The organism is Pontiella desulfatans (genome assembly GCF_900890425.1).
In the GTDB taxonomy this organism is placed as follows: domain Bacteria; phylum Verrucomicrobiota; class Kiritimatiellia; order Kiritimatiellales; family Pontiellaceae; genus Pontiella; species Pontiella desulfatans.
Genome location: NZ_CAAHFG010000001.1, coordinates 4,260,287 through 4,277,162 on the forward strand (window position 1 = coordinate 4,260,287; position 16,876 = coordinate 4,277,162).

Annotated in this window: 13 protein-coding genes and 1 tRNA gene; 4 read left to right on the forward strand and 10 right to left on the reverse strand. The window is 59.3% G+C overall.

Annotated features, from left to right (window positions below):
- Window positions 1-21: 21 nt before the first annotated feature.
- From E9954_RS15175 to E9954_RS15185, 3 genes are all read right to left on the reverse strand, one after another.
- Window positions 22-2,487: a GH36-type glycosyl hydrolase domain-containing protein gene (locus E9954_RS15175; RefSeq protein ID WP_136079987.1), complete on the reverse strand. Its 2,466-nt coding sequence runs from the start codon at window positions 2,485-2,487 to the stop codon at window positions 22-24.
- 76 nt (window positions 2,488-2,563) lie between these two features.
- On the reverse strand, window positions 2,564-3,988 hold the full coding sequence (locus E9954_RS15180; RefSeq protein ID WP_136079988.1) for an MFS transporter: 1,425 nt from the start codon (window positions 3,986-3,988) through the stop codon (window positions 2,564-2,566).
- Window positions 3,981-6,422, reverse strand: coding sequence for a GH36-type glycosyl hydrolase domain-containing protein (locus E9954_RS15185; protein ID WP_136079989.1), 2,442 nt, complete (start codon window positions 6,420-6,422; stop codon window positions 3,981-3,983). The genes E9954_RS15180 and E9954_RS15185 overlap by 8 nt, the downstream gene beginning before the upstream one ends.
- 116 nt (window positions 6,423-6,538) lie before the next feature.
- Between E9954_RS15185 and E9954_RS15190 the strand changes: the two genes are divergently transcribed.
- From E9954_RS15190 to E9954_RS15205, 4 genes are all read left to right on the forward strand, one after another.
- Window positions 6,539-7,618, forward strand: coding sequence for an SGNH/GDSL hydrolase family protein (locus E9954_RS15190; RefSeq protein ID WP_136079990.1), 1,080 nt, complete (start codon window positions 6,539-6,541; stop codon window positions 7,616-7,618).
- A gap of 85 nt (window positions 7,619-7,703) precedes the next feature.
- Window positions 7,704-9,251: a DUF1553 domain-containing protein gene (locus E9954_RS15195; RefSeq protein WP_136079991.1), complete on the forward strand. Its 1,548-nt coding sequence runs from the start codon at window positions 7,704-7,706 to the stop codon at window positions 9,249-9,251.
- Window positions 9,252-9,261: 10 nt separating this feature from the next.
- Window positions 9,262-10,545 (forward strand): DUF1501 domain-containing protein, encoded by a 1,284-nt coding sequence (locus E9954_RS15200; protein ID WP_136079992.1) that lies wholly within the window; start codon window positions 9,262-9,264, stop codon window positions 10,543-10,545.
- 170 nt (window positions 10,546-10,715) lie between these two features.
- A complete protein-coding gene (locus E9954_RS15205; protein ID WP_136079993.1) occupies window positions 10,716-12,869 on the forward strand; it encodes a PPC domain-containing protein in 2,154 nt (717 codons plus the stop codon).
- 68 nt (window positions 12,870-12,937) lie between these two features.
- Here E9954_RS15205 and E9954_RS15210 read toward each other — a convergent pair whose 3' ends face one another.
- The 7 genes from E9954_RS15210 to panB form a co-directional block, all read right to left on the reverse strand.
- A complete protein-coding gene (locus E9954_RS15210; protein ID WP_136079994.1) occupies window positions 12,938-13,393 on the reverse strand; it encodes a nucleotidyltransferase in 456 nt (151 codons plus the stop codon).
- Window positions 13,332-13,562, reverse strand: coding sequence for a hypothetical protein (locus E9954_RS32540; protein WP_168442288.1), 231 nt, complete (start codon window positions 13,560-13,562; stop codon window positions 13,332-13,334). Before E9954_RS32540 ends, E9954_RS15210 begins: the two co-directional genes overlap by 62 nt.
- Window positions 13,563-13,756: 194 nt before the next feature.
- Window positions 13,757-14,476, reverse strand: a complete 720-nt coding sequence (gene lipB / locus E9954_RS15215) for a lipoyl(octanoyl) transferase LipB (RefSeq protein WP_168442289.1) — start codon at window positions 14,474-14,476, stop codon at window positions 13,757-13,759.
- A 97-nt stretch (window positions 14,477-14,573) separates the two neighbouring features.
- Window positions 14,574-14,957, reverse strand: a complete 384-nt coding sequence (gene gcvH / locus E9954_RS15220) for a glycine cleavage system protein GcvH (RefSeq protein ID WP_136079996.1) — start codon at window positions 14,955-14,957, stop codon at window positions 14,574-14,576.
- Between the two features lie 41 nt (window positions 14,958-14,998).
- Window positions 14,999-15,072: transfer RNA gene (locus tag E9954_RS15225), tRNA-Cys, on the reverse strand.
- A gap of 103 nt (window positions 15,073-15,175) precedes the next feature.
- Window positions 15,176-16,021, reverse strand: a complete 846-nt coding sequence (panC, locus tag E9954_RS15230) for a pantoate--beta-alanine ligase (protein WP_136079997.1) — start codon at window positions 16,019-16,021, stop codon at window positions 15,176-15,178.
- 1 nt (window position 16,022) lies between these two features.
- Window positions 16,023-16,814 (reverse strand): 3-methyl-2-oxobutanoate hydroxymethyltransferase, encoded by a 792-nt coding sequence (panB, locus tag E9954_RS15235; protein WP_136079998.1) that lies wholly within the window; start codon window positions 16,812-16,814, stop codon window positions 16,023-16,025.
- Window positions 16,815-16,876: the final 62 nt, after the last annotated feature.

Consider the following 16,876-nt stretch of genomic DNA (forward strand, 5'->3'; position numbering starts at 1 on the left):
CTAGGGTTTGAATCGTCTGCATTATAAAGCCGCCGTGGCTTCCTGCACCTTATTCTTCATGCCGAAACCTGCATCGTTGCTTTCCCGCCCCATCAAAACCTCGACCGAATGTTCGCCGCCGTCGAAGACCGGCACCACATTGCCCTCGACGGGTTCGCCATCGACCACCACGGACGCGACGCCCTTGGAAATGTGTTCGGGGTTTTCGACTTCGATGCGGTAGGTCGCGCCGCGGAACTTGCGAACCACCTTGAAGCCGTCCCATGCCTTGGGAATGCAGGGATTGATTTCGAGGCCGCCGTGGGTCGGCATGATGCCGACGATAAACTTGGTGGCCGCCTGGTAGGTCCACGACGACGTGCCGGAGAGCCAACTGTTGCGGGCGAGGCCGAACTGCGGATGCTCGTCGCCGAGAATGTTTTGCGGGTAGCAGTAGGGTTCGCACTCGAAGCGGCCGATGTCGTCGTTCCGCGCGGCGGGGTTGATCTGGTTGTAGTATTGGAATGCGCGGTCGCCGTTGCCGACCAGCGTTTCGGCAATCATCACCCACGGGTTGGTGTGCAGGAAGATGCCGCCGTTTTCCTTGGCGCCCGGCGGATAGGTGGTGATGCCGCCCTTGGTCGGATCGAACCCGTTGTAGCCCGGCCAGCTGAGCTTGATGCCGCGGTCCGTGTTGAGTTTTCCATGCACCGACTCCAGCGCCTGCTCCGCGCGATCGCCTTCGGCAAAGCCGGAAAAGACGCTCCACGACTGAGCGTTGGCGTAGATCTGCCCTTCGCTGTTTTGCTTGGAACCGATCGGGGTGCCGTCCTCTTCGTAGTAACGCACAAACCATTCGCCGTCCCAGCAGGTCTCGTTAACGACCTTTTTCATGCGCGCGTGGTCGGCGCGGTATTTTTCGGCCGCCGGCTGCGCGCCGAGATGGTCCATCAACTCGATCATTTCCTGCAGCGCGCGGCCATAGAGATTGGCAATCATTACGCTTTCGGCGGCGCCAAGCAGATTGACGCAATCGTTCCAGTCGGCGAATCCCAGCAGCGGCAGGCCGTGCGCGCCCGTGTTGGCTTGGGTGAACTCCATGGCGCGGTGCAGATGCTCCAGCACCGTTCCCTTTTCGCGTTTTTCGAGCGGGAGCGCCTTGGAATAGAACGGGATTTCCTCCTTCAGGAATCCATAGTCACCGGTCTCCTTGAGATAGGCGGAAACCGCCTGGACGATCCAGAGGTGGTCGTCGCCATACCATTGCTTATGGCCGTCTTCGCGCGAGTCGCCCTCGTTGGCTTCCATGGTGAGCGGGAAAAACTGGTGCATCGCCGAACCGTTGGGCAACTGCACGCTGAGCAGCTTGCGCATCAGCGCCCGGGCATCGTCCGGCACCCCGGCCAGCACGCCCATCACATCCTGCGAGCTGTCGCGGAAACCAATGCCGCGCGCACCGAGGCCGAGCTGATAGAGCGAGAGATAGCGCGACCAGTTCATGGTCGTATGGCACTGGCGCGGGTTATGGATGTTGACCATCGAGTTGAACGCGGCGTCCGGCGTTTCGATCCAGTTTTTGGAAAGATATTCATCCCAGAATTGTCCCAGAGACCGGAACGCGGCATCCACGTTTTCGAGGCAGCGGAACTTTTTCGCGGTTTCGGCCACCATGCCCGGCTCGTCCTGCCCGAGTTGGGTGACGATACGTTTTGTTTCGCCCGGCGCAAGTTCGCCCAGCTTGTGCAACAGCGCGGCGATGGTGTCGCCGCGCCGTGCCTCGCTGTTCGACAGGCTTTCGTTTTGCAGCTCCAAAGGGTTGGCCCAGGTGCCGTATTCGTTGTCGCCCAGGAATTCCTTGCGGTCGGTCTGGAACGAATCGACGGGCACATTCGAGGTGAAAAAGTTGTTTTCATACTGCTTCTTCATGAAGGCGTACTGGCGCAACAGCACGGTGCCGTCGGCATTCCTTTCGGCGTCGACCGTCATGGTTTGCGGCACCCAGTCGGCATTGGTGTATTGCTTTAGCGCATCGAAATGCGAGAACTCCACCACGGGAATCACATCCAGCTCCACCACTTCTTTCCGAAGGTTGGTAACGTTGATATCGCGCACCACCACATGTTCGCCGGGCGGCACAAAGATCGCGACCTCCGTGCGGATACCATGGAACTCGGAGACAATGCGCTGGTAGCCGAGACCCACATGGCACTCGTATTTATCGTAGGCATCGAGCGTCGGCACGAAGAACGGCGAGAAGATTTTATAGCCGTCGCCTTCCTTGATGCGGAGATACATTCCCTCGCCCTTGAACTGCGAACTGGGCAGCTGGGGCATGTATTTGGTGATTCGGTTCAATGCGGGATCGCCTTTACAGATGAGCGAGCCGCCCGTATGGTCGACAATCCCGCCGAACGCCAGCGTGCCGACATAGTTCGTCCACTTGACGGGGGTCTTGGGATTGGTGATTACATACTCTCTTTTATCGTCGTCGAAATATCCGTATTTCATGGTCGTTTCACTCCCCGTAACAAGTAATCCGTAATTCGTAATTTTCGTTACGCATTACCCGTTACGCATTAGGTTTCTAAACTTTGCCCCTGCGCGCTTCAAGTTGCCTGCGGATTTCGGCCGCCTTCTGCGGCGTGATGGGGAAGATTTTCAAAAGACCCAGCGCCACCACCAAGGCAACAACGGGGATGGCGATGTAGCCGATGCGCATATTGCGCAGGACGGCTTCCGGTTGGGCGCCTTCGAGCGACGCATCGAATCCGGTGAATTCCAGCAACGGGCCGGAAATCAGGAACCCGATGCAGAAGGCAAACTTCAGGATCCAGGAAAAGATCGAAGCAAAGCTGCCCTCGCGACGCTCCCCGGTCTTCAACTCATCGAAGTCCACCACATCGGCCTGCATGGAGGAGAGCATCAGCCAAAGCCCCGCATAGCCCGCCCCGATAAACACGGTGTTCACCAGCATCAGGTACGGATAGGCCGGATTAAACGTCCACCAGGTGGTAGCCGCCGAAAACAAAACCAACGCAACGGAGATGGCAAGGCACCGGGGCTTGCCGATGCGCTCGGAAAGCCATCGGAAAACGGGAATGAAAAGCAGGCTGAAAACGGTATAGACCACCGTTCCATAGCCCGCGAACCGGGCCGCCACCGTCCAGTCGGCATTCAACACATAGTAGGTGCCCACATAGCGGCCGTAGCTGTCGAAGATCGCCGTCCCCAGCAGGAAGAACACGGTGAAGAGACACAGCACGCGGAACGGAACGTTCTTGAGCGTTTCGCTCAAACTCTTGATCACGCCCACCTTTTCCTGGTGCTTGTTCACGCTCTCGTAATAGCGCTCCTTCACAAAAACCGCAGGGACAATCCCGAGCACCAGAATGATGGCGCCAATCACCAGGCTGAGCCAGCGCATGCCGTTCACCGTGCTCGCTTCGCCATTCAGGAAAAAGATCGGCAGCAGCGAAACCCACCACATCCAGCCGTTCACGAAACCGGCCAGCGTCTGGAAATATCCGCGGATTTCAGTCACCCTCGTCCGCTCGTTGTAGTCGGGGGTCATTTCCATCAGCAAGCTTTGGTAGGGCATCGCCCAGACCGTGAAGCAGGAGTAGAAAAGAATGCCGAAGCCGATCACCCACGCCATGATCAGTTCCTGGCTCCAGTCCATCGGGAACCACCAGATCAGGGGATAGGTCAGGCCGGCCAGGATGGACCCCACCAGAATGAACGGTCGGCGGCGCCCCCACTTCGAGCGGAAGTTATCGGAGATGCACCCCATGATCGGATCGATGATGCCATCCCACAACCGCAGCGACATCAAGATGATCGACACATAGAGCGGCCGCATATGCAGTTCCATGTTGAAGAACGGATAGGCAATGCTGACCAGAATCCATACCGCCAGAATATCAACCGGACCGCCGAGCGCGTAGGCCAGCTTGGTGCCGAACGGAACGCGGTCTTCCGCCGCCACGACAGGTTGTGCTTGATCAGCCATGATCGACTCCCATTACCACTTCGATTTGATGCACCCGGTCTTTTGCCAGGACGGGTACGAGGTTGCCTTTTACCAGCTCGCCGTTGACCAGCAGCAGGATGACGCCCTTGGACACCCCTTCAGGATTCTTGATGGTGATGTTGTATTCCGCGCCGCGGAAACGGCGGACGATGGTGTATTCCTTCCACTCCTGCGGGATGCACGGGTCGATGCGCAGTCCGTCGTAGTCGGGGTGGACACCCAGAATATATTGCGAGATCGCCACCCAGTTCCACGCGGCGGTTCCCGTTAGCCACGAGTTTTTGGCCTCGCCCGGTTTGAAGGCATCCTTGCCCGCAATCATCTGCGAATAGACATAGGGTTCCATGCGGTGCAGCTCCGAAATCCCTTCGCGATAGGCCGGCGCGATGCGCCTCCAATAGTCGAACGCGCGGTCGCCGCGACCGATCATCGTTTCGCCGATCATGATCCACGGATTGTTGTGGCAGAAGATGCCGGCGTTTTCCTTGTAGCCCGCCGGATAGGTCGAGATTTCGCCGTACGCCAGGACATATTCCGTGAAGGCCGGGTTGTTCAGCACGATGCCGTGCTCGCAGGCGAGCTTGTCGGCCACGGAGTCGAGCGCCTTTTCGCACAAGCCTTCGTCCTTGCCGATCCCGGCCATCGTGCACCAGCCCTGCGACTCGATAAAAATCTTGCTTTCGTCGTTTTCGTCGGAGCCGACCTTGTGGCCGAAAAAGTCGTAGGCGCGCAGGAACCATTCGCCATCCCAGCCATGTTGCTTGACCGCCTCGACCATGGCATCGACCTGCCTTTGCGCCTCGATGGTTTCCATGCCGCGCAGCTCGCAGAGGCGGATGTATTCGCGGCCATAGAGCACAAACTCTCCGGCAATCATCAACGACTCCGCCGTGCTACCCGATTGGTTTTCGGTGGTCTGGAACGATTCGTTCGGATCCTTCGAAAAGCAGTTGAGGTTGAGGCAGTCGTTCCAGTCGGCGCGCCCGATGAGCGGCAAGCCATGCGGACCGAGGTGGTTGACCGTGAAGTTGAACGAGCGGGTCAGGTGCCCGAATAGGTCGGTGGCCGTTGCATCGTCGTTGTCGTACGGCACGGTTTCGTCGAGGATGCTCCAGTCGCCGGTCTCCTTGATGTAGGCCGAGACGGAGAGGATCAGCCAGAGCGGATCGTCGTTGAAGTTTCCGCCGATCTCGGCGTTGCCGCGCTTGGTGAGCGGCTGGTACTGGTGGTAGGCCGAGCCATCCTCGAACTGCGTGGCGGCAATGTCGAGAATGCGCTGCTTGGCGCGCTCCGGCACCTGGTGCACGAAGCCGATCAGATCCTGGTTGGAATCGCGGAAGCCCATGCCGCGGCCGATGCCCGACTCGAAGAACGAGGCGCTGCGCGACATGTTGAAGGTGACCATGCACTGGTACTGGTTCCAAATGTTGACCATGCGGTCGAGCTTGCCATCGCCACTGTCCACCTGGTAGGTGCCGAGGAGGTTTTCCCAATAATCAGCCAGCTCCGCCAGCGCGGCATCGACCTTTTCAACCGTCTCGAAATTTTTGATGACCCGCCTGGCGCCGGCCTTGTTGATGATGCCCTTCGACTCCCACTTTTGGTCTTCGGCCTTTTCGATGTAGCCCAGCACAAAGACCAGCTCGCGCTTTTCACCGGGCGCCAGATCGATTTCAAGATAGTGCGAGGCAATCGGCGACCAGCCGTGCGCCACGGAATTGCGCGGCGCACCTTCGGCCACGGCCTGCGGATTTTCGAACCCGTTGTAGAGCCCAACAAACGATTCGCGGTCGGTGTCGAAGCCCTGGATCGGGGCGTTGACGGAATAGAAGGCATAGTGGTTGCGGCGCTCCTTGTATTCGGTCTTGTGGTAGAGCACCGATTCCTCGATCTCCACCTCGCCGGTCGAAAGGTTGCGCTGGAAGTTTTCCATATCGGTCTGCGCGTTCCACAGGCACCATTCCGCCAGCGAGAAGAGCTTCAGGCTTTTGTGCTCGCCGGATTCGTTTTCGATGGAGAGCTTGTGCACCTCGGCATTCACGCCCAGCGGCACGAAGCAGGTCAGCTCCGCTTTCACCCCGCCCTTTTCGCCGATGAACTTCGAATAGCTCAAGCCATGGCGGCATTCGTAGGAATCGAGCGTGGCCTGGGTCGGCTTCCAGCCCGGGTTCCACACCGAGTCGCCATCCTTGATATAGTAGTAGCGCCCACCGGTGTCGATCGGCACGTTGTTGTAGCGGTAGCGCGTCAGCCGGCGGAACTTGGCATCCTTATAGAAGCAATAGCCCCCGCCTGTATTCGACACCAACCCGAAAAACTCGTCGTTGCCCAAATAGTTGATCCACGGAAACGGCGTCTTCGGCTCCGTAATTACATACTCGCGGGCTTCATCATCAAAATAACCAAACTTCATCCAGTAGCTTCTCCCGTTAAAACAAAACACTTCTATATCACTACTAAAACAACGTCAACCTCGTTTGCTATTTTTTCTTGCGATTTTGCGCATGTTATCCTAAATACCGGATCATCATGAATATAACATTTACATATCTATCAAAACCGTACTGCTATATCACCCTCCTAACGGCGGTCCTTGCCGCATCGGCCCCGGCCACACCGGTTCCGGCCACCGATCCCGGCATCGAGGTGCGCGGCACAAAATATGCCCAGCCCCGGAATGCCGGACTGCGGTTCCAACGCCACCGGGAGGATGTTCTGCAACTGCCGCGCAAGGAGCTGGGCATCAATCCCGACAAGGCACGGAATGGTTCCGGCATCGTTCTGGCCTTCCAAACCGACAGCGATAGCATCCGGGCCAACTTCAGGATTCTATCCGCCAACTACATGGGCTCGGCCTTCGGCCTGTTCGAGGACGGGAAGCTGGCGAAGGAATTCAAATTCAACCCCAAGACCTCGGAAGCCAAACTGGAATTCGAGCGCAGAGGCAGCGGCTGTTTCGAAATCGCCCTCCCCAGCTTTGCCAATGTGGAATTCCTGGGGCTGGAACTCGATGGCCAACTGAAAAAGCCATCGCCACCCAACGCCCCCGTCTACGTGGCGCTGGGCGACTCGATCAGCCACGGGGTCGGGCAGCACGGCGCAACCCACACCACTTGGCCATTCCTGCTGTCCCGGAAGCTGAACGCGGAACTCTTCAACCTGGCCGTCGGGGGCGGCAAGGTTTCGGTGCCGATCGGCAACATGCTGGAGGACTGGAAGCGGATCGACTACATCACCATCCTCGTCGGCTACAACGACCTGCACTTCGACCAAAAGACGCCGGAGGGCTTCGCGACCCAATACGGCGAGCTGCTGGACGCCATCCGGGCAAACCATCCCGACACCCCGGTCTACTGCATCTCCCTGCTCCACACCAAAAAACCAACCAGCGAAAAGACCGGCCACACCGCGAACGAATTCCGTACCGCCCTGTCGAAGCTGGTCGGCACGCGCGCACAGACGGATGCACACCTCCACTTTGTTGCCGGGGAAACAATTACATCCGCAAAAAACCTGCAGGCCGACAACCCGAAAGATCCCGTGCACCTGGGCGAAGAAGGGGCCGCCATGCTGGCCGATGAACTGTATCGCATCATAACCCGCAAATAGGAGGGCCGATTTAGCGGCAGCCAAACTGCAATATCCGTCCCCCTCGTCCGTTGGATTCCCAACGCATGAAACAAAGGACGATGGAATGGTAAAAACTCTTTCACTGATCGCCGCAGGCATTGGGTTCGCGAGTCTTTCACTGGCCCAATACGAAACCACAGGCAACCCAGCGCCCCCCACGAAGATCGACCTGCCCCTGCTAAAGCAGTACACGCAACTGGGCATCCGCCCCGCCGGCACCTGCTCCGATAGCGTCTTTGTGCGCCGGGTCCATCTCGACCTTACCGGCAGCATCCCCACGGCCGACCAGGCACGCGACTTTATTGATGACCGCTCGAAGGACAAGCGCGCGAAACTCATCGACGAGCTGCTGGCAAGCGACGGCTTCAGCCACTATTGCACCACCCTTTGGTGCGACCGCCTGCGGGTGAAGTCCGAATTCCCGATCAACCTCTGGCCCAACGCCGTGCAGGCCTACCACCGCTGGATCCTCGGCTCCATCCGCGAAAACAAACCCTATGACCAATTCGTCCGCGAAATCCTGACTTCAAATGGAAGCAACTTCCGCGTGCCGCAGGTCAACTTTTTCCGCGCCGTGCAAAACAGCGACCCCGAAACCATCGCCCGCGCGGCCGCCCTCACCTTCATGGGCACGCGCCTCGACTCCTGGCCGAAGGACCGGCAACAGGACCTGGCCGTTTTTTTCTCCGATTTGGCCTTCAAGAAAACCAGCGAGTGGAAAGAGGAGATCGTCTATGCCGACCTCTTCAGCCAACGGGAAAACCGGCGCGGCACAACACTCACCCTGCCCGATGGAAAAACGGTTGAAGTTCCGCTCGACCACGATGCACGGAAGGTCTTTGCAGACTGGCTGACGCACGAAAGCAATCCCTGGTTCGCACGCAATGCGGTCAACCGCATCTGGCACCAGCTCTTTGGCTCCGGCATCATCCAGGAACCGGACGACATCCGCCCCGACAACCCCCCGGCGAACCAGGAAATGCTCGCGCTGCTCGAAAAGGAGCTCAACGTATCCGGCAACGACCTGCGCCACATCTACCGGCTCATCCTCAACTCCGCCACCTACCAACGCTCCAGCATCCCGGCAACCAACACCCCCATGGCCGAACAGCTGTTCGCCCACTACCCGCTCCACCGGATCGACGCCGAGACCTTGATCGACTCGCTCTGCCACATCACCGGAACCACGGAACAATACTGGAGCATGATTCCGGAGCCCTTCTCCTTTATTCCGGTTGAACAGGGGTCCGTCACGCTCGCCGACGGAAGCATCACCAGCCCCTTCCTGGAAAAATTCGGCCGCCCCCCGCGCGACACCGGGCTTGCAACCGAACGCAACAACGAAATCACCGCCGCCCAGCAACTGCATCTGCTCAACTCCGGCCATATCCGCGAAAAGCTCAACCGCATCGGCCTCCAGCTGCCGCGCCGCAACACCCCCGTGGCCAACACCGACGAACTCTACCTTTCCATCCTTTCGCGCCATCCGACCCAAGCGGAGCTGCTCGCGCTGAGCGACTACACCCTGATGGCCGAGGCGGAAGGGCGCGATCTCGCCACCGACATTGCCTGGGCGCTCATCAACAGCCCGGAATTCCTTTTCAAACACTAGGAGCAGCACCATGAACCTCTCGCGCAGAACGATCCTCCAGTCCGCCGCCGCGGCACCGTTGCTCGCCCAGGCCGCCGCGGCACCCAATGCCAAAGCCAAGGCCGTGATCCAGATCTGGATCTGGGGCGGCCCGGCCCACCTCGACACGTTCGACCCCAAGCCGGACGCGGGGTACGACTACTGCGGCGCCTACACCAAGCCCATCGCCACCAACGTCGACGGCATCCGCATCGGCGAAGCGCTCCCCGAATTGGCCAAGCAGGCCGACAAGTTTTCGATCATCCGCAGCATGACCCACGGGATCAACGCCCACGAAAGCGCGTCATACTGCACCCAGACCGGGCGCCTGCCCGGCGGGCGCATCGTCTATCCGGCCATCGGCTCGGTGGTTTCGCTCAAACACGGCTACGATGCGGGCTACAACGGGCTCATCCCGCCCTACGTCGTGCTCACCGAACCGCAGGGCCGCTTTTCCGAAGCCGGGTTCCTGGGCCCCCGCTACAAGCCCTTCGCCACGGGCGGCGACCCCGCGCAAAATCCGTTCGCCGTGGAAGGCATCGTTGCCGAAGGCATAACCGACCGCCGCCAGCGCGAACGCCGCGAGTTGCTCCGCTGGCTCGACACCTTCGGCAAACGCTTGCCAGGCAATGCGCAACTGGAAACCTACTATGCCTCCAAGGAGAAGGCCTACGACCTGATCATGGGCGACGGCGCGAAAATCTTCGACCTCTCGCAGGAGAGCGACGAGCTGCGCGAGCGCTATGGCCGCAACACGTTCGGCCAATCCTGCCTGGCCGCCCGGCGGCTGGTGGAAGCCGGCGTCAAATACATCACCATCAACTTCAAAGGCTGGGACACGCACAAAAAGCATTTCGAAGAGATGCGCCGCAAGCTGCCGCAAATGGACGCCGGGTTCGCCACCCTGCTTTCGGACCTTTCCGACCGCGGCCTGCTCGACAGCACCATCGTCTGGTGGGGCGGCGAATTCGGCCGCACCCCGAAGATCCAATGGGAAGCCCCGTGGGACGGCGGTCGCGGCCACCACGGCGCATGCTTCTCCCACGTCCTGGCCGGCGGCGGCTTCAAGGGCGGACAGGTGGTCGGAGCCTCCGACGCCAAGGGGGTGGAGGTCGCCGAGCGCCCGGTCCGCCCATGGGACCTGATCGGCAGCATCCATCAGCAAATGGGCGTCGATCCCGCCAGCACCATTCCCCACTCCGATGGCCCCGTCAGCCTCGTTCCCGGCGAAATCGACGGCTACTCCACCGGCGGCCGCTTGAAGGAGCTGATCTGATGAAACCATACAGTATTTTTTATTCACCGCAAAGGAACGCAAAGAACACAAGGGATGCTTTCCTGCCGGCTTTGCGTTCCTTGCGTTCTTTCGCGGTTAAAAATATCCTGCCCGCCATGTTGGCACTTCCCGTCCTAGCTGTAGGGCAGCAGCAGGTGCGGCCGGAGCAAATGGATCCGCACATCGGCTACATCTATCCCGCCGGGGCGCAGCGAGGAGCCACAGCCACCATCGTCGTCGGCGGGCAATACCTCGAAGGCGCGGACGGCATCCACGTTTCCGGCGGAGGCGTGCGCGCCAAGGTGCTCGACTTCGAGCGCCCTCTCAACCAGCGCGAGATCCAGCAGATGCGCAACAAGTTCGATGAAATCCGCGAGGAGATGGGCATGGAGGAGGACGAACGCCCAACCAGGCAACCGGAGCAGTTCCGCACCATGATCGAGCAGGCCGAAAAGTCCGGCATCACCATGGAGGATGTCCAAAAAATGCGCGAACAAGGCCGCATCCGCAACGATCCCAAACTTCAGGAAAATGCACAGATTGCCGAAGTGGTTACGGTCGAAATCGAGGTGCTTCCCGACGCCAGGCCTGGACGGCGCGAACTGCGGATCATGAAGGATGGCAGAATCTCCGCCCCGCTCGCCTTTTTTATCGGCGACCATGCGGAATGGGTGGAAGCCGACGGAAAAAATATTGAGAAACCATTGCCGGTCGTGCTCAATGGCCAGATTCTGCCCGGCGAGACCGACCGCTATTCCTTCAAGGCCTCCAAGGGCGACCAGCTCGTTGTGGCCGCCGCCGCGCGCGAACTGATCCCGCATTTGGCCGATGCCGTGCCCGGCTGGTTCCAGGCCGTCATGGCGCTCTACGATTCAAAAGGGAGCGAACTGGCCTATGCCGACGACTACCGCTTCAACCCCGACCCTGCGCTCTATTATGAGATTCCAACCGACGGAACCTATACGCTTGAAATCCGCGATTCCATCTACCGCGGGCGGCAGGACTTTGTCTACCGCATCACCCTCGGCGAGATCCCGTTCATCACCTCCATCTTCCCGCTCGGCGGCAAGGAGGGCACCACCACGGTCGCGATCCAAGGCAAGAACCTGCCCGCAACCACCGGCACCGTAGGCAACCAGGACTCGCTCGATTCGGTTAAGGGCATACCGCTCGCCTATCCCGTCCCGTTCGCGCACAGCACCCTGCCCGAGCTGCCGGAAACCGAACCCAACAACACGGTCACCGATGCCATGCCCATCCGCTCGACCTGCGTCATCAATGGCAGGATCGGCCACCCCGGCGACCTCGACGTATTCGAAATCCAGTTGAAAAAAGGCGAAGCCTTCGTGGCCGAAGTCAACGCGCGCCGGCTCAACTCGCCACTAGATTCCGTGCTGAAGATCACCGATGCGCACGGCAGGCAGGTGGCCTTCAACGACGACCACGAAGACAGGGCGCTTGGTTTGCTCACCCACCACGCCGACTCGCGCATCGCGTTCGTCGCGCCGCACCAGGGCACCTTCCTTATCCACCTGGGCGACACCCAGAACGCCGGGGGCCCGGACCATGGATATCGCCTCCACCTTGGACGCCCCGAACCGGACTACGAGCTACGCATTGTGCCCTCCCATCTCAACGGAGCCCCGGGAGCCAGCATCCCCTTCACCGCCTTCGCCCTACGGAAGGATGGTTTCAACGGAGAAATCAAACTGGAACTGAAAAACGAAATCGACGGGCTACGGCTCGATGGCGCCCGCATACCCGCCGGGCAGGAGCAGGTCGAACTGACCCTGACGCTACCGACCGATCCGCTCTACGTGCCCGAACCCCTGAAGATCGAAGGCCGTGCCGTGATCGACGGCAAGCCCGCCGTCCGCCCCGCCGTCCCGGCGGAGGACATGATGCAGGCGTTCATCTACCACCACCTCGTCCCCGCCGAGGAGATCCTGCTCGCCAACATCGAGAGCCGCTTCCTGCGCCCCCAGATCAACTGCAAGACCAAGGATCCGCTGAAGCTCAAACCCGGCACGACCACCTCCGTGACCTTCGAGGCCCCCACCGCCTTCGGGCGCCAACAGCTCGACTTCAACGTGGAACCGCATAGCGTACCGGCCGGGGTGGGCATCGAGGACGTGACCATCGGGAACGGCACCATCGAAGTCATGCTCGCGACCGACCCAGCGCTTTCCGTCAAGGGCCAGGAAGGCAACCTGATCTTCGAGCTGGTCATCGAGCGCAACATGCAAGCGCGCGAAGGACGCGAGGCGCGCACCCTCCGCATCCCCGCCGGCCACCTCCCCGCCGTGCCGTTCAAGATTATGTAGAAGTCGTGGGGCAGACGTTCCAGTCTGCCCTGCGCAGGCAAGAAAGCCTGCGCCACACATCGCACCCGCTACTTCTCCGGCAGGTTATCGAGGTCATCCAAATCTTTGTAACGTCCCGAAGCCTTTTTGTTTAGCCGTAAGTCGGCAAGAGAAATAAGGGGAACGTCCACGTCATCAATTTGAGTGCTTAACGAACGTCTACGGCACTCATCGAATTCAACGCCGTCGATTTCATTAAGCACTTCGATTCTTACCGGAGCCAATCCCATGCGCACAATATTTCCGGGCTCAAGAAAGAGATTTTCCGAGATGTCATCCGACACCATGCCGAACTCGTGAAAGACGCCGACCAGCTTTCTTGCATTATCGGGATTCAAAGCCACCCAGACATCCATATCCGCAGTCGTTCGTGGGTATCCGTGGTAGCCCACTGCATACCCGCCGATCAGCAGATACTCAACCTCATGAGCGTTTAGCAACTTCAAGAATTCTTTGAAGTCGTCCGGTAGCACTTGGTTTTCCATAAGCCGCCTGCCTGTTCATTTGAATCGCCTGCAACCGCTCTTCCGGAGAACGAGATTGCCAATACGCCTTGTCGTCGCCTGCTGCATGCAATGACACCACAGACAACACGCTTCGATCCAATTTCAGTTCGTTTTTCACACCGGCATAATAGGTTTGCTTGCCGTACATATCAAACCCCTATTGCCCACATTCGGCCACTGAAAAAGGATTGGAAGGCAACCTGCCCTTCGAGCTGATCGCCGAACGCACGCCACACGCCACAAGCACGCGAGGCTCGAACCCTCCGCATCCCCGCCGTGCCGTTCAGGATTTTGTAGACGAAGCTTCCAGCTTCGTTAGGCAGAACAACGCGCGTTGCAGAATCAAACGAAGCTGGAATCTTCGTCTACGATGAACCTCGCCAGATCAGGAGGCAGCTCCCCATCCGCATCGAACCGTTCCAGTTCGCGGTTGCAGACGGTGGAGAAATGGTTGAGGAGGGAGTCGCCGACGGCGGGCATTTCCGGGCATTGGTCGCCGAGGATGGTTTTCATGGTGGCGACGGGTTCGCCGACGAGGCCGCACGGCACGATGGTGTCGAAACCCATGAGGTCGTTGGCGACGTTGAAGCTCATGCCATGGAAGGAGACCCATTTCTTGAGGCGGAAGCCGATGGCGGCGATCTTTCCGGCCTGGGTCCACGCGCCGGACTTGCCTTCGCGGCGAAAGCCTTCGATGCCATGGTCGGCCAACGTGCGGATGGCGGTCTCCTCAAGGTTGTTGAGGTAGCCGTGCGAATCGGCGTCGTTCCCGCCGAGGTAGAGGATGGGATAAAGCACCCACTGGCCGGGGCCATGGAAGGTGACATCGCCACCGCGCTCGACATGGAAAAGGTCGATGCCCAGCTCGCGGTATTCCGCTTCGGTCTTGAGCAGATAGTTATCGCGCCCGCGGTTGCCCAGCGTGACGGTCGGTGTATGCTGAAGAATCAACACGGTGTCCGGAATCAGCCCATCCTGACGCGCCTTGAGCAAACGGCGCTGGATGTCCAGTCCTTGCCGATAGGGAACGGGATTGCTGAAACTGACCGACCAGGCCTTCATGGTTTTCCTCTTGGCGGAGGCAGGCGGTGCGCCTGCGGCACAAAAACAAAAAGAGGAGGATAGGCATCCTCCTCGACATTCCATGCATGGAAAACGACTAGTCGTCGGGGCAGAGTTCCTCGTAGGAATCCGCATCCATCATGTCATCCACTTCCGACTCGTCGTTCACCCGGATCTTGAAGAGCCAGCCAGCGCCGAAAGCGTCTTTGTTGATGAGTTCCGGGTTGTCTTCCAGCTCGCTGTTGACTTCGATGATTTCGCCACCCACGGGGGCGTAGACATCGGCGGCGGCCTTGACGGATTCAACCACGGCGGCTTCGTCGCCGGCAGAAAACTCGGTTCCCACCTCGGGCAATTCAACAAAGGTCAGGTCAGAGAGCTGGCTCTGGGCAAAGTCGCTGATGCCGACCGTTGCGATGCCGTCATCGAGAGATACCCATTCATGGGTTTTGGCGTAGAACAGATCTTGTGGAACCGACATATTACATCTCCTGGTTATCGATTAATGACCTGAATAAAAAGTGGAGGTGCGGATCGGAGTCGAACCGATCTAGATGGATTTGCAATCCACTGCCTAACCGCTTGGCTACCGCACCTTTGTTCCCAAAGCGGTCACCAATGTAATGATGAGCTCATCGCATTCAAACAAAAATATCCAAAAAATGAAGGGAATCCTGCAAGCGTTTCCGTTGCAAACCACTACGGCACGACCACGGCATTGTCAATTAGGCGCGTTGTTCCAATTTTCACGGCAAGCGCAACCAAGGTTTTCCCTTTGACCCGCCCGACGGGCTGCAATGTTTCGTCATCGACGAACTCGACATAGTCGACAACCGCATCGGGCACGCTGGCCATAAGATTCGCGACGGACTTTCCAAGAACGGCAACATCCACCACCCCCTGGCCAACCAGATCCACCACGTGGTCGAGCGCCTGCCTGAGGCAAAGCGCATTCCGGCGCTGGAGTTCGGTCAGGTATTTATTGCGCGAGCTCATCGCCAAGCCGTCCGGTTCGCGAACAATGGCGCCCCGCACAATCTCCACCGGAAAGTTAAGGTCGCGCACCATGCGTTCGATGATGCGCAGTTGCTGCGCATCCTTTTCGCCAAAGACGGCCAGATCCGGCAGCACCAGATTGAATAGCTTGGCAACGACGGTGCAAACCCCGCGGAAATGGCCGGTGCGCGATGCGCCGCAGAGCACGCCCGAGAGCGACTCCTCGTCCACCCACACGCTGGCGTCGGCGGCATACATGTTGCCGGGCTCCGGATAAAAAACAATATCGACGCCCTCCTCTTCGCAGAGCAATTCATCCCGCTCGAAATCGCGCGGGTAGGCATCGAGATCTTCGTTGGGGCCGAACTGGGTTGGATTCACGAAGATGCTCGCAACCAGCACATCGCATTTTTCGCGGGCCAGTCGCATGAGCGAAAGATGGCCTGCGTGCAGGAACCCCATGGTGGGCACAAAGCCGATCGTCTTGCCCGACCGCTTCAGGAACAGCGCAAGGCGCTGCATCTCTTCGGGAGATTCAATGATTTGCATATCAATAGGTGTGTTCTTCGGACGGGAAGGAACCGTCCTCGACTTCGGACTTGTAGGACGCGAGCGCCTCGCTGATCAGCGGATGGAGCGTTGCGAATCTTTTCACAAACCGGGGCGCGGGTTTCCCGCTGATCCCGAGCAGGTCGGTGAATACCAGCACCTGGCCATCGCACCCGACGCCGGCCCCGATGCCGATGGTGGGAATGGAGAGCGCGCCGGAAATCATTGCGCCCAGCTCGGCGGGAACGCATTCAAGCACAATGGCAAACGCCCCGGCCTGCTCGACCGCCATGGCATCGTCCATCAGTTGCCGGGCCTGCTCGGAGGTCTTGCCCTGAACCTTGTAGCCGCCCATCTCCTTGATGCTTTGCGGGGTTAGGCCAATATGCCCCAGCACCGGCACGCCGTTCTTCACCAACGACTCGATCAACTCGCCGCGCAGCGCGCCGCCCTCGACCTTCACGGCATCGGCATGTGCTTCCTTGATGAAGCGTCCGGCATTTTCCAAGGCCATGGCGATGGAGGGTTGATAGGACATGAACGGCATATCGGCAATGATCAGGGCATTCTTCACCCCGCGCGAAACCGCCGCCGTGTGGTGCAGCATTTCGTCCATGCCGACGGGCAGGGTTGTTTCATAGCCGAGCACGGTCATGCCCAGCGAGTCGCCCACCAGAATGGCAGGGATGCCGGCATCCTCCACCAGCGATGCCGTGAGCGCATCATACGCCGTTAGCATGGCAATCCTTTGTTCGCCCTTCAGGGCCTTAATCTTTGCGGCTGTCCATTTCATAACTTGTACCGTAATGAGTAATGCTCAACTCGTAACCATCCCATCGGAGCCAATGCAATTAC

Excerpts from the sequence above, each read along its gene's own strand:
- E9954_RS15175 (WP_136079987.1), bottom strand. The coding sequence starts at position 2,487 with ATGAAATACGGATATTTCGACGACGATAAAAGAGAGTATGTAATCACC.
- E9954_RS15180 (WP_136079988.1), bottom strand. The coding sequence starts at position 3,988 with ATGGCTGATCAAGCACAACCTGTCGTGGCGGCGGAAGACCGCGTTCCG.
- E9954_RS15185 (WP_136079989.1), bottom strand. The coding sequence starts at position 6,422 with ATGAAGTTTGGTTATTTTGATGATGAAGCCCGCGAGTATGTAATTACG.
- E9954_RS15190 (WP_136079990.1), top strand. The coding sequence starts at position 6,539 with ATGAATATAACATTTACATATCTATCAAAACCGTACTGCTATATCACC.
- E9954_RS15195 (WP_136079991.1), top strand. The coding sequence starts at position 7,704 with ATGGTAAAAACTCTTTCACTGATCGCCGCAGGCATTGGGTTCGCGAGT.
- E9954_RS15200 (WP_136079992.1), top strand. The coding sequence starts at position 9,262 with ATGAACCTCTCGCGCAGAACGATCCTCCAGTCCGCCGCCGCGGCACCG.
- E9954_RS15205 (WP_136079993.1), top strand. The coding sequence starts at position 10,716 with ATGGATCCGCACATCGGCTACATCTATCCCGCCGGGGCGCAGCGAGGA.
- E9954_RS15210 (WP_136079994.1), bottom strand. The coding sequence starts at position 13,393 with ATGGAAAACCAAGTGCTACCGGACGACTTCAAAGAATTCTTGAAGTTG.
- E9954_RS32540 (WP_168442288.1), bottom strand. The coding sequence starts at position 13,562 with ATGTACGGCAAGCAAACCTATTATGCCGGTGTGAAAAACGAACTGAAA.
- lipB (WP_168442289.1), bottom strand. The coding sequence starts at position 14,476 with ATGAAGGCCTGGTCGGTCAGTTTCAGCAATCCCGTTCCCTATCGGCAA.
- gcvH (WP_136079996.1), bottom strand. The coding sequence starts at position 14,957 with ATGTCGGTTCCACAAGATCTGTTCTACGCCAAAACCCATGAATGGGTA.
- panC (WP_136079997.1), bottom strand. The coding sequence starts at position 16,021 with ATGCAAATCATTGAATCTCCCGAAGAGATGCAGCGCCTTGCGCTGTTC.
- panB (WP_136079998.1), bottom strand. The coding sequence starts at position 16,814 with ATGAAATGGACAGCCGCAAAGATTAAGGCCCTGAAGGGCGAACAAAGG.